The sequence below is a fragment of the Fuerstiella marisgermanici genome (genome assembly GCF_001983935.1).
Taxonomy (GTDB): domain Bacteria; phylum Planctomycetota; class Planctomycetia; order Planctomycetales; family Planctomycetaceae; genus Fuerstiella; species Fuerstiella marisgermanici.
This window is the reverse complement of record NZ_CP017641.1, coordinates 6,579,228-6,592,476: the sequence shown is the minus strand read 5'-3', so window position 1 is coordinate 6,592,476 and position 13,249 is coordinate 6,579,228. Positions and strand designations below refer to the sequence as shown.

The 13,249-nt window shown below is 55.8% G+C and carries 10 protein-coding genes; 6 read left to right on the top strand and 4 right to left on the bottom strand.

Going from position 1 to position 13,249, the window contains the following annotated elements:
* Positions 1-466: 466 nt before the first annotated feature.
* From dnaN to Fuma_RS24760, 3 genes are all read left to right on the top strand, one after another.
* Positions 467-1,579 (top strand): DNA polymerase III subunit beta, encoded by a 1,113-nt coding sequence (dnaN, locus tag Fuma_RS24770; protein ID WP_077026483.1) that lies wholly within the window; start codon positions 467-469, stop codon positions 1,577-1,579.
* Between the two features lie 287 nt (positions 1,580-1,866).
* A complete protein-coding gene (locus Fuma_RS24765) occupies positions 1,867-2,178 on the top strand; it encodes a DciA family protein (protein ID WP_077026482.1) in 312 nt (103 codons plus the stop codon).
* 35 nt (positions 2,179-2,213) lie between these two features.
* Positions 2,214-4,718, top strand: a complete 2,505-nt coding sequence (locus Fuma_RS24760; RefSeq protein WP_077028533.1) for a DNA gyrase subunit B — start codon at positions 2,214-2,216, stop codon at positions 4,716-4,718.
* Positions 4,719-4,905: 187 nt separating this feature from the next.
* Here the strand turns inward: Fuma_RS24760 and Fuma_RS24755 are convergent, their stop codons facing one another.
* Positions 4,906-5,592 (bottom strand): hypothetical protein, encoded by a 687-nt coding sequence (locus Fuma_RS24755; protein WP_077026481.1) that lies wholly within the window; start codon positions 5,590-5,592, stop codon positions 4,906-4,908.
* Between the two features lie 320 nt (positions 5,593-5,912).
* Between Fuma_RS24755 and Fuma_RS24750 the strand changes: the two genes are divergently transcribed.
* Complete coding sequence (locus tag Fuma_RS24750; RefSeq protein WP_077026480.1) at positions 5,913-6,755, top strand: transglutaminase-like domain-containing protein; 843 nt, start codon at positions 5,913-5,915, stop codon at positions 6,753-6,755.
* Between the two features lie 18 nt (positions 6,756-6,773).
* Here the strand turns inward: Fuma_RS24750 and Fuma_RS24745 are convergent, their stop codons facing one another.
* Entirely contained in the window at positions 6,774-7,703 is a 930-nt protein-coding gene (locus tag Fuma_RS24745) for a glutaminase (RefSeq protein WP_077026479.1), read from the bottom strand.
* 38 nt (positions 7,704-7,741) lie between these two features.
* A complete protein-coding gene (locus tag Fuma_RS24740; RefSeq protein ID WP_077028532.1) occupies positions 7,742-8,803 on the bottom strand; it encodes a zinc-binding metallopeptidase family protein in 1,062 nt (353 codons plus the stop codon).
* 67 nt (positions 8,804-8,870) lie between these two features.
* Here Fuma_RS24740 and Fuma_RS34965 point away from each other — a divergent pair, with 67 nt between their 5' ends.
* Positions 8,871-9,071: a hypothetical protein gene (locus tag Fuma_RS34965; RefSeq protein ID WP_145944364.1), complete on the top strand. Its 201-nt coding sequence runs from the start codon at positions 8,871-8,873 to the stop codon at positions 9,069-9,071.
* Positions 9,072-9,333: 262 nt separating this feature from the next.
* Positions 9,334-10,863 carry a TolC family protein gene (locus tag Fuma_RS24730; protein ID WP_077026477.1) on the top strand — a complete coding sequence of 510 codons (1,530 nt, stop codon included), beginning with the start codon at positions 9,334-9,336 and terminating at the stop codon, positions 10,861-10,863.
* 68 nt (positions 10,864-10,931) lie between these two features.
* On the opposite strand, the gene Fuma_RS24725 is transcribed toward Fuma_RS24730, so the two are convergent.
* Positions 10,932-13,106 carry a diguanylate cyclase gene (locus Fuma_RS24725; protein WP_083732299.1) on the bottom strand — a complete coding sequence of 725 codons (2,175 nt, stop codon included), beginning with the start codon at positions 13,104-13,106 and terminating at the stop codon, positions 10,932-10,934.
* Positions 13,107-13,249: the final 143 nt, after the last annotated feature.

The window sequence follows — 13,249 nt, the reverse complement described above, 5'->3', positions numbered from 1 at the left end:
TCTGAACAACCGTCGACAACTGATGACGGATTGTCTTCCGGCACTCCCAATGCCGCAGCCGCCACGAATTGACGAACACCGTTCGAAGACCGATCCGCACCGCTACCGCACACGCAAAGCCACACGCGAACTGCTGGCGACTACGTAGCTTCGCCGCCAGTCATCAAGGTACTCAGAGCCTCTTCGGTATTCTACGCTTGCCCGACGCTGAGACGCCAATTGGCAACACGGGAGCGATCGCCCGCAACAAGCCCTTGAAGACTTCTCAGTTTCCAGCCATTTGCAGCCAAAACACGAGCTGTCGTCAGCCAGTGCGGAACCGGGTGCCGAATTGGGAAAAGATTGGCATTTTCCTGCCTTTCCGGTGTGGCCCGGCAGTACCTTGAAGAGCGGGTTTCTGCTACAATTTGGACTTGTCAAAAGCTGTTGTGCAGTCTGTTTTGAACGTCTCTTTGAGTAGCAAAAAATGCAGTTAACTTGTGATCGTGCCCTGTTTTCGGCTGCGTTTCAAACCGCCGCGTCGGCCGTTCCAGCGCGAACGCCGAAGGATGTCCTCCGCAACGTCTATATGCACCTTGGAACCGGGGGCGTGGAAGTTGTTGGCACCGATCAGGAAGTGGCGATCCGTTACAAGGTCGATGGCGTCACCACCACGTCGACCGGGGAAGCTCTGCTGCCCACGGCGCGAGTCTCACCGATTCTGCGTGAGCTTCAGGATGAGCAGTTTGAGATTGTGGTTGAAGAACAGTCGCTGATGATTAAAGCGGCCAGTTCGCAGTTCCGCCTGTCTTCCGAAGATCCTCGCGACTTCCCGCCGGTCCCGGAATTTGACGCAACGGACTACTACCGAATTCCAGCAAACGTTTTTCGACAGATCATCCGTCGCACTTCCTTCGCGACCGACGTCGAAAGCACTCGCTACGCTCTCGGCGGACTGTTGCTGGAATTCGACGAAGGCAAAGTCACCGTGGCTGCCACAGACAGCCGACGTCTGGCCGTGGCAACGGCAGCCTGTGAGACCGAAGGCAGTCCCAAAGCGCCTGAGAAAACGACCGTGGTTCCAACTCGTGCCATGGCACTGCTGGAACGTTCAATCGACGGCAGCGAAGAATTTGTGGACGTGGCCGTCCGCGAAAATGACGTGCTGATGCGGTCCGGTCGCTGCGTGATTTACAGCCGACTGGTCGAAGGCCGTTTTCCAAAGTATCGGGATGTCATTCCGCAGTCCGGCAGCATCAGCATCATGCAGACGGCTGGACCGTTCCACGCGGCCGTGCGTCAGGCTCAGATCGTCACAGACGAAGAAAGCCGGGGCGTCGATTTCACGTTCGACAAAGCGAAGCTGACCATGTCCAGCCGAGCCCAGGACATCGGCGAATCAAAAATTGAATTGCCAATCGAATACGATCATGAAGAAATCAAAATCACCTTCGACCCGCGATACGTCGCCGACTTTCTGAAGGTACTTACGCCGGAAACACTTGTCGAACTACAGCTTATCAGTGCTGAACATGCGGCCGTTTTCCGCGTGGAAGATTCTTACACTTACGTGATCATGCCACTCTCGCAATCTCGCTAGCAAGCTGTCCGGTCGCCTCACACGTGATCGCAAAACGCCAGCTGCAGGTCAATCAACTGCGTAAAAGGCGGCTGTTTCCTTGCCGCCCATGGCAACTGAAATATCCAACCATACAACTGTGGCTTCAACAACAAGCCGGGGACGTGAGTTCTCTGGCAGGTTCAAATTCATTCACCCAGACGCTTAACGCTTTTGGCTTAACATGGGCAGCAGTTTGCAATCTCTGAAGCGACGCCGCCCGGCTGGACGCCAGGCAGTGCTACCCGATCCCACATGGACGCCAACGCATGAATGACTTCGCTTTCGGGAAACCCACGCAACTGGGGCATGTGCTGCAAACTCTTGTTCGCAAACGGGGGCTTGCCGAAGAATCAGCTCAAAAAGAACTGGATGAAATCTGGAAAAAGGCGGCTGGCCCAAGAATCGCCTCAAAGACGTTTGTGCGTCGGTTGAGATCCGGCATTCTGGAAATTGGTGTCACCAATGGAGCTATCCTGGAAGAACTGACCTGCTACCTGAAGCATGAAGTTCTGTCCGCCGTGCAGCAGCTTCAAACAAACCCTCCGATCAACTCCCTGAAGTTTGTCAAAGTCAATTAGTGTACCGGCGAACAACGCCCAGGAAAGAACATAAAGTGTCAGAAACGGATCCTCCTAAAGCGACCTACGATGGCTCAGATATTCAGCATCTGAAAGGTGTTGAGGGTATTCGCAAGCGTCCGGCGATGTACATCGGCGGCACCGATTCGCACGGGCTGCATCATCTGGTGTACGAAGTCGTCGACAACAGTATCGACGAAGCCGTCAACGGACACGCGTCGAAAGTGAAAGTGCAGATTAACGTCGACGAGAGCATTTCCATCTCCGATGACGGCCGCGGAATTCCCATCAGCGAAGTGAAGGGCGACGGGCGTCCGGCCGTGGAAGTGGTACTGACGGAAATTCATGCCGGTGGAAAATTCGACCGCGACAGCGGCTACAAAACCGGAACCGGTGGCCTGCACGGCGTTGGTATCACGGCCGTGAACGCTGTCAGCGAATGGCTGACGGCCGAAGTCAGTCGTGAAGGTCACGTATGGGTGATGGATTTTGAAAAAGGACGTCGCTCATCAGAACTGCGACAGCTTGGACGGTCTGACAAGACCGGGACCAAACTTTCGTTTCTGCCCGATCCTACAATCTTTCCCGAAACCAAATTCTCGTTCGACACATTGACGCGCCGACTGCAGGAACTTGCGTTCCTGACCCCCGGCATCCGCATCACGTTGCAGGATGACCGAGTCAACCGGACGGAATCGTTCCACTACGAAGACGGACTGGTGGAATTCGTCAAGCACCTGAACCGGACGCAGACGCCGATCATGCCGGACGTCATCAGCGTGGCGGGCGAAAGCGATGGCGTGCAGGTGGAAGTCGCCCTGCAACACAACGACGGTTACACAGAAAATGTGCGAGCCTTCGCGAACAACATCTTCAATGTCGACGGGGGTTCACACCTTAGCGGCTTCAAGGCCGCGATGACTCGATCGCTGAACACGTACGCCAAGAAGGCAAACCTGTTTAAGGACATTTCACCGGCCAGTGAAGACTTCCGCGAAGGTCTGACGGCTGTGATTTCTGTCCGAGTTCCCGATCCGCAGTTTGAATCTCAAACCAAGGTGAAGCTCACCAACCCCGAAGTGGAAGGCATCGTGCAATCCGTGGTGGGCGAACAACTATTGAAGTATCTGGAAGAGAATCCGGCCAACGCCAAGCGACTGGTTGCCAAAGCGGTTAACGCGGCCGAAGCGCGCGAAGCTGCTCGAAAGTCGCGAGAAATGGTGCGCCGCAAAGGTGCCATCACCACAGGTGGCCTGCCGGAAAAACTGCGAGACTGCCGCAGCCGCGACCTGGAAACGACTGAGCTGTATCTGGTGGAAGGGGATTCGGCCGGTGGATCGGCAGACACGGGACGCGATTCCAACATTCAGGCCATCCTGCCACTGCGTGGAAAGATCCTGAACGTCGAGAAGGCTCAGCTGGTCAAGGTTCTGGACAATAACGAAATCTCGAACCTGTTCCGCGCCATCGGAGTGTCGCCGGCGGCGGGCGGCGAGGAAATGGACATCAGCAAACGGCGGTACGGCAAGATCATCGTGATGACCGACGCCGACGTCGACGGTAGCCACATTCGCACGCTGCTGTTGACCTTCATCTTTCGCCACATGAGACCGCTGGCGGAAGGTGGCTTCGTGTATATCGCTCAACCGCCGCTGTACCGAGTCACGCAAAAAGGCCGCAAAGCGCCGCGTTATGTGCAAACGCACGAAACGATGATGACCGAGCTAACGGACTTAGGACGCGATGGAGCCAGCCTGATCTCCAAATCCGACGGCACTGTCTTCGATGATGACAATCTCGATCGCGTGATCAGTGTGTTGCGGGAAATGGAGCAGCCTCTGGAATTACTGGAACGCCGCGGCATCGACATCAGTTACCTTCAGGTCAAGGGCGGTGCCGAACCAACTCGGTTACCGCGGTTTCGCGTTCTGTGGGCGGATTCTGAAAAGTGGTTCTTCGAACGAGACGAAGCCGACGCGTTTGTGAAGCAGTTGGAGCAGGAACACGAAGCGAGCGTTGCTGCGGAAAACCCACCAGCAGATGCGAAGTCTGATTCTGACTCTGACGGCAACGAAGATCCTGACGACAAAACAGTGGAACTTGAGCCCGTCTGCCAACTGGTCGACCTGCATGAAATCACAACGTTGAACGCTCAGCTCGCATTGCTGAAAGACTTCGGTTTCACCTACACAGACTTTGTGTCGGCGGGTGTGCAGAACGCGGAACAGGTCTACCCGTTCCGTATCGAACGCGGCGATTCCACTGTCCAGCTCACCAGCCTTCGCGAAGTGCTGCCGGAATTGCGAAAACTGGGTGAAAAGGGTTTGACGCTGACCCGCTTTAAGGGGCTGGGCGAAATGAATTCCGAAGAACTCTGGGACACCAGTATGGATCCCGAAAAACGAGTTCTGTTGCAGGTCCGCATGGAAGACGCCGTGGCCGCCGATGAAATCTTCCGCATCCTAATGGGCGATCAGGTCGAACCGCGTCGTGAGTTCATCGAAACACACGCGCTGGACGTCAAGCAGCTGGACATTTGAAATCGCGATGTGGCGATCGCGGTAAGCATTTGAACCGACGACGTGAGGGCTGGAAGACGGGCAAGTCTCCAGCCCCGGTTAGAGCAGTTTCCTTTTCTTGTGGACGGTTCGGGCCCGTGGGAAACATCCGTCATCGTCCGAAACGACTGTTTCGCGGCCACGATGCCAGCGAAATTCGCTGTAGTCGTCACTCAGCGATGACTTGCCCATCCCAGTCGAACGCTTCTGTTTCCCGCAGCGGGTCGAGCCAATAGCCGGAGCTGATGATTTTCAGCGTGGCTGTACGTTCGCCCGCGTGTTCGACTTCAAGATCCCAGAGGATCAATGCGGCCTCCGGAAATGTGCCCTTCGCGAGTTCGTCTTCGAACAATCGATTCAGAATAGCGTCGCCGTCCATACCCGATGCCAGCATGCGTACGATCGTTTGCGGTGCGGTATCAGACGTCAAACGGTCGGCATCGTCAGAATCCGGGCACTCCACTTCCAACGTCACCCGGACGGCGTCCGGCGTGGGAAACGTCTGTTCGTTCACAACTGCCAGCAAGCTACCAACACTGAACATTGCGCGATGGAGTTCCATGTCTCCGCCTTGTTCCCACAGCTTGTCGAACTGGCAGTCGTGGCTGAGGTTTTTTATCTGACCGGCGGTCAAAGTTTTCCCGAGTTTGTAGTCCAGCACAACTGCGGCGGCTTCCGCAACATCCAGATCCTGAAGCGACAGAAGGCACATCTCCCGAACTTCCTGCGGGCTCAGCGCCGCAGCGCCGTCGACTCCCAGCTTTTCCAGAATCGCCACCAGATCTGCGGGTTGCCAATCACCTTCGACTTCCTGCAGTTCCTCAGTTTGAGCCACGCGAATCCTGTAGACCGACATAGGGGGGTGTCCGGAAATTGTACGTGATCGTCGAAACAGCTTGCTGCGACCGATCCTGCACATACATGCATGGTAGCACAGTTCAGTCGCTAAGCTGCTGGCGTCAGTGCCGGACGTCTGAGTTGTGTGGAGACGGCCAGTAATCGTTATCACGATTCGCGATGTACCGCACGGCCCTCGTCAAAGCGTGTCGTCCGGTTATCCGAACGGCCATCTTCAGGAATTCGCATGCTTTCAGCTTGTCGCGAGCGAATACTCTATGACTGTTTCATAGATCGTCTGCTATCATGGCTTGAGAATTCCTCAACAAGGTTTCCCGAATGTCTTTGATCGATGTTGCCTGTGACCTGACGTATCAGGTTCGCACAACCACCGTGTTCCTCTTCCAGATCGAAGCCGCTCGCACGCCCCGACAGTGCGTCATCTCCGAAAACCTGAGCCTGAACCCAAACGTCACCGTCGAAACGTTCGAAATCGGCACGGATGGAAATCAGCTGCAGCGAGTCTCCGTCGAACCGTGTACGTTAGAAGTTTCTTACCGCGCGACGGTGGAACTTAAGCCGGGCAAAGAAGATTCCAACGACATCGGTGAGTCGCCAATTTCTCAAACGCCGCCCGCCGTTCTGACCTACCTAAACCCCAGCCGCTACTCCGAAAGTGATCTTCTGTCACGTTTCGCGTTCGAAGAATTCGGACAACTGTATCCGGGCTTCAGTCGCGTCCAGGCGATTTGCAACTGGGTGTTCGATCACCTGGATTACACGCCTGGCAGTACCAATGCCAATACAACCGCCAGCGACGTTCTGTTGCAACGCACCGGAGTCTGCCGTGACTACGCTCACCTTGCGATTTCACTGTGTCGAGGAATGGGCATTCCCGCTCGTTATGTGGCCGGATACGCAGTCAACCTTCAGCCACCGGACTTCCATGGGTTTATGGAAGCGTTCCTGGATGGCAAGTGGTACCTGTTCGATCCAACTCGACTGACATCCGTGCACGGACTCGTGCGTATTGGAACCGGTCGCGATGCGGCCGATGTTTCGACCGCCACAATCACCGGAAACACCGTGTTGACTCAACAAATTGTGTCAGCCACGGAATCCGCCAACAACGCTGATCCTGTCGATGAAGACACCGGGGCAAGTGCTGTGTCGACCGCATAGCGGACGACAGATTGTTCACTAAACGAACACCGACCATCCCGTCAGTCGCACCAGGGTTTCCAAAGCTAGACTGCCCACGTGCGAGGTGCCGGCTTTGTTCAACCCCGGCGACCAAACGGCGATACTGCCGTGCCCAGGCGAGACCACCAGAATGCCGCCACCGACGCCACTCTTCCCCGGAAGACCGATGCGATACGTGAAATCGCCACTGTTGTCGTAGTGGCCGCAGGACATCATGACGGCGTTGATCCGCCGACAGGCTTCGCCCGTCACCATCTGTTTTCCGCTGATCGGGTCGCGTCCGTTGAATGCCAGAAACAACGCGGCTCGCGCCAGTTGTCGACAGTTCATGGAAATCGCACAATGAGAAAAATAGGCGGCCAGAGTTTCTTCGACCGGGTTGTGCAGGTTTCCAAAGGACTGCATGAAGTTCGCAAGAGCTCGGTTGCGAGCCCCGACGCTGGCTTCGGATGACGCGACATCTTCGTCCACTGCGATTGATGGATCGCCTGCGAGCATCCGCAATCGGTTTAGCAGTTCGTCAATCATCGCTGCCGGCCCGAAGTCGCTGACGAGGTGATCGGTCACAACGATAGCACCCGCATTGATCAGTGGATTTCGCGGAATACCTCGCTCCATCTCCAACTGCACGATCGAATTGAAAGGCGACCCGGAAGGTTCCCGACCAACTCGTTTCCACAGGTCGTCGCCGACTTTCCGCAGCACCATCGACAGCGTAAACACTTTGGAAATACTCTGGATCGAAAAACGCTCTTCCGCATCGCCGACACAATGCGTGTCACCATTTTCCAGCGACACGCACATACCGAATTTCATCCGATCGATTGCCGCCAGCGCAGGAATGTAGTCGGCAACCTTACCGCAACCTCGATCCGGTTCAATCGAGCGAAGGATTTCGGCAAAGATGGCGTTGAAGTCGAGAGGCATCGGAAGTTACTGGTGTTGTTGAAAATTTCGACCGAGGTTTACTCAGGGCGAGCTGCGGTGCGGACCAGATCGTTGACGTACTGTAGTTTGGTGACAATGGGTGGACCGAAGATCTCCGGCACCAGATCCGTCAGTCCCATTGAGCGGTTCATCTCGTTAAACACGACCCCCAACTCCGCATATCGCCGCACCATCATCGGCAATGCAGCCGTCAGCGGATCACAGTTCTCATCGACGCCCATGTGTCGGGCCGTATCCAGTACGCTCACCATGTCAAGATACGTCGCAAACGTTTCGGCGAAGTCTTCCCACGGATGCATTGTCGCGTAGGCGCTAACGTAGTTCTTTTGCCATTGTGCCGTCGGCCCGTCTTTGTAGTACTTCTGCTGAGCATCTGCGTAGCTCGGGTTTTCGTGGTCGCCAAAAACAGCTTTGCATTCCTGTTCGCTGACGTCCTGAACCAGCATCTGCCAATAGTAATGAGCGATCTCGTGGCGAAAGTGGCCTATGACCGTGCGATGAGCTTCCTGAAACAGGACTCTCGCTTTTTCGCGTTCCACTGTGTCAGCTTCACGGACGTTGATCGTAATTTTTCCGTGAGCGTGTCCGGTATAGACGCGTTCTTCTTTGCCCATTGACCACCACCACTTCGGTTTCTGAGTAGTGTCGGCTTTGAAGTCGAAGGTTAGCGCGGGCTCTATGCCATCTTCCAGGCGACCATACGGAAGACGCAGAAGATCCAGCGTATACAGCAGGCGGCGTTTCGCGGCTTCCAGACGCCCCCACATTTCTCGATTGCCCGGAACAGTCAGATCCGGAATCGTGTCATTAAACCGACAGTAGTCACAAAACCTGGCGGGGCTTTCATCCGCAGAGACGATGTAGCAACGGTTGCAAACCGCTTCGTGCGCGTAATTGTGACACTTGGCCAGCAGCACGTTGCAGTGCTTGTTTCCGCACCGAAACATACCGTCCTGTTCCGGCAGAAGCGTCGACAGCCGGCTGCAGCCCGGACACCACCCCAGATCCTCATCACACGCCAGACAATGGGTGTTTTCGAAGAATGCTATGTTGCCGCAGACGCAGCTGTAGGATCTCATCGCGATCTGCTCCATGGCCGGATCTCGGCCCAACCCACTTGGCGTCCTGCTATCCAGCTGCCAGCGCATGAACGGTATCAAAATGCCGCAGCAAAGTCGGCTGCAGCGACGTTGCATTGCCAATAACGGCAAACATATCGCAAGCTGCGGTACACCCCCTAACAAGGGCTACTTCTATAAGACAGCGATGCAGCGGCCAGGATCACAGACAACTCCCGAAGTCGGTTGCCGCTTATTATCCGCTGTGGAAGCAGCCGCTCACCAGTAGCAGACGGTGTTCGGAAACAAAGCATGCGGGAACGGGGATCTGCATGCAGGGCGTCGTCGTTCAGTCACCCTGCCGGTATTTGACCGCAGCAGAATCTGCCGGATTGGGCGCGGTGCCAATGTCCGGTTGTCGCGGTCGAAACGTTCGTAGGTTTGAGCCGACCACCGAATCGTCAACGACGGCATTCATGCGCGTTACAGCTCCGCCTTGCCGCACATCCGTGACGAAATGAGCAACAGGACAGGCAAGGAGGCCAACCGATATGAAGTCAACAAAGCTGATCGCGGTCTTAGCGGCCGTTTGCATCGTTTCCGGCTGCAGCCAGAATCGCTGGCAGGCGCGACGTGGACCAACCGTCGACGGCTATCAGCCGCCTCAGAGGTTGGCCGGCGCTGAAAGCTTACCGCCGAACCAACAGATCGAAGCGGCACTGCAGCTCACTGCCGTCGCATCTGATGCCGACGCGACACCGTACATCTCACTCGTGTCAGCCACAGAGAACGAAGTTCAGACAGGTTCCGAAGCAGCAGTTCTCACAGACTCCGCTGTTCCCATCGCCGACAGCGCGGGGGTGAAAGTGGGGATGTCACTTTCAGAATTTGAATCACTTGCGTTCGCCCACAACCCGGCGATTCGTGAGCTGGCGGCTACAACTCAAAAAGCGGCCGGCTATCGAACGCAGGTCAGTCTTCGCCCCAACCCCACGATTGGCTATGCGGCGCAGCAGCTTGCTGACCGCAACACTGATCAGCATATTGCATTTGTGGAACAGGAATTTGTCACAGCTGGCAAGCTTGAACTAAATCGCTGTGTGTTGAACGAAACTCTGCGAGCTCAGTTGATGGAGCTGGAAGCTCAGAAGTTGCGCGTGGCTACTGATGTGCGCGTCCAATTCTATGCCGCTTTGGCCGCCCAGAAGCGGATCGAACTCATCGAAGACTTCGAATCCGTCGTGGACAAGGGCGTGGAAGTCGCCGAACTTCGCGTCAAAGCAGCGGAAGGTTCGAAACTCGAAGTCCTGCAGGCCACCATTCAGAAGAATGAAATTGATCTGGCTCTTCAACAGGCCAGTGTCCGGTTTGCGGCCGCATGGCGCAGGTTGATTGCTTTGACCGGCACGCCGTACATCGAACCATCAACGCTGATCGGCGAACTTCCGGTTGAAACGCAGACTCAGGACTGGTCGCTGGTGAAGTCGACAATTGTTAGCAGCAGTCCGGAATACAACGCGGCTCAAACGCGAGTTTCGCGGGCGCGAGCTCAATTGCAAAGACACGGGGTGCAGGCCGTTCCCAACCTCACGTTTCAGCTCGGCGCTGGCGTAGACAATGGCACAAATAACGGCATGCTGAATTTCCAGGTCTCCGCCCCCGTGCCAGTATTCAACGGCAACGAAGGTAATATTGCAGCTGCTCGGGCAGAATTCTGTCGAGCGGCTTTGGAAGTCCAACGGGTCGAAAAATCGATCGAAGCACGGCTTGCAGAAGTGTCCGGAGACTACGACGCGGCGTTGGCGGCCGTCGATAAATACGTCAGCCACATCCTGCCGAACGCGAACGAATCGTTGAAACTGGCGGAGCTGGCGTATGAAGCGGGTGAGACCAGCTTTGTACAGGTGCTGGTCGCGCGGCGCACGTACTTTGATTCCAACCTGCAGCTCATCGCCGCTCAAACGCGACTTGCCCAGGCGAAATCAATAGTCGACGGCTTCGTGCTGACAGGCGGTCTTGATCCGGTTGTAGACAACAGCGGTGACGACAGCCTGCGAGGACTCACGTTCGGACAGCAGTAATGCGTCTTAGTCTTAGCAGCTCGGCTTGCTGAAAGCCGAGCTGTTAGCCAACTACCACGCTCGGCCAATTAGTAGCCCAACAGGTACGATCGCAGTTGCACCATGATGTTTGAACATCGCAGTTCGAACTTCGCCTTGTTGACGATTCGACCGATGGGCCGCATCACAACCGCAACCTGACGTAGCGTCCGGCCTCGATCGGCCCCGGTTCCCGCTTCGCGTGTGGTTTCGAAACGGATGTCCATTTCAACAGGCTGACGTTCCGGAACAGACCCCCAGCGGCGCGTGAAACCGAGGTACCCCAGCCGCAGCTGCAGGAAGCCCTGTTCCTGGTGAGTCAGCTCAATTTCCTCGACCGTTGAGATGAAAGCGTTGAGTTTCATCGCGGTCAGTTCCAACGATGTCGAGACGCGAATGTCCTGAGTAAATACCAGGCGGCCACGTTCTTCGCTGACCAGTGGAACAGATTCTTCGACCACTTCTTCTTCAATCATTTCGTGTTCCTCCTTGTCCAGTTTGTCCTGATCTTCCCAGCATGTTCTGTTCCTTCCCGTTTCTTTCGCTTGATACAGACACGCGTCCGCGCGTTCCATAAGCGTCTGGACGGTGTCTCCCAAATGAGCCGTCGAAACACCGAAAGACGACGTCACGTTCAATCCGCTGACTCCACCGACGGAGCTTTTCTGGATGGCGTCTCGCAGCCGTTCTGCACGTCGCACAGCCGCTTTCACGTCCGTATCCGGACACAGCACAATGAATTCTTCGCCGCCGTAGCGAGCGATAATTTCGCCGGAGTAGGTTTCGTGCTGTAGCAGCCGAGTGAGATCGACAAGGACCTGGTCTCCCGCTTTATGACCGTATGTGTCATTGATGTTCTTGAATTTATCCACATCCAGAAAAATGACGCTCAGGCTGCGAGCGCCTTCATGGTTGTGATAGTCATCCAGTAGATGACGCAACTGCGTTTCCAACTGGCCTCGATTGGCGACACCGGTAAGAGCGTCACGCGTGGCGGCCAGTTTCAGTTCGACGTATTCACGGCTTTGCCGACGCACGCCGCCTTTACACCGAAACAACTGCACAACGCCATTGACTTTCGCTCGGTCACCGAGAATTGGCATGGTGTAAACGTCAACACTCAGTTGGCGATTGCCATCGACGTCGCAAACGCGGCTGGCAAACTGAGCCCGTCCATTGCGCATCACCTGCGGCAAAATCTCTTCGCGTGGGGAAAGATCGTTTCGAGCCGTCTGGGTAATCGGCGACAGCGAAACATCGCAGGGCTGCCAGCTTCGACCGACGGTGTGTCCCGGTCCTTTGCCCGAAAGTTCTTCCATGCCGTCCGACCAAACACAGTATTCCATGTTCGAATCCACGATGAAGAAACCGTCGTACAGCGAATGGAACTGATACAGGATGTTCAGAATTTGAGTCAGCACAACGACTTCGTCGCGTTCGGCGTCAGAAATCACCATGCGCTGAGCGGGGTCACCAAAGGGATCGCCCATGCCAAACAACTGATCGCCATCGGCTTCATGCCATCGATTCAGTGTCTTGATGACGTTGCCATCGTAGCGGCTGCCGGAATGTTCATTCAGGATCTTCATCACTTCGCCGTGCGTCATCCCGCGACGATAGGATTTGGGCGAACTAAGCGAATCGTATGCGTCGGCGACCGCCAGAATGCGCGGGCCAAGCGGCAGTTCGTGAGACACGCCAGCTCCCCGAGCTTCGACGCCTGCTCCATCGAAATTGTGGTGCAGCATGGTCAACATCGAGATCAAACTCGTATCGATTCGTAGCACCTGCATCAGACTGATCGCGGCGTGATGATACAGGCTAACGAAGTCATATTCTTCGCTGCTAAGCTTTCCTGGCTTGCGGAGAATGTTGTCGGGAACTCCAATCTTGCCGAGGTCGTGCAGCAATCCGGCCAGTTCTAATTCCGCTCGCTGAGCGTCTTCCCATCCGAGCAGTGTCGAAACACCGCGCGCAATCGTGCCGATCCTCTGACCATGAAGAATGATGCCCGGGTCGCGAATCTTCATCGCTCGCAGCAGCATCGAACACACGCCGCGCGGGACGATTGTTCGAGGCGAACCGTTGGCAACTTCTTTGCCCGCCTGTTCTGACAATGCCATCAGACGCTGCAGTACAGCGCACGTATCCGTAGGAACGGCGGGGGTCATGGGGCAATAGACACCGCCAGACGATGGAGTGAAAGATGTTTGAGTCGCGTTCATGGCGTACTGTCGAAAGGCGTTGTAAACGTAAGACCGATAGTCTGGTGCAATCCTGCGTGGGCGTGCGTTTTCGGCATCCTCTGTTGCCAGTCTAGGTCACCATCTTCTACGGGGATGGGGGTGACTGCCTAAATCGCAGAAAT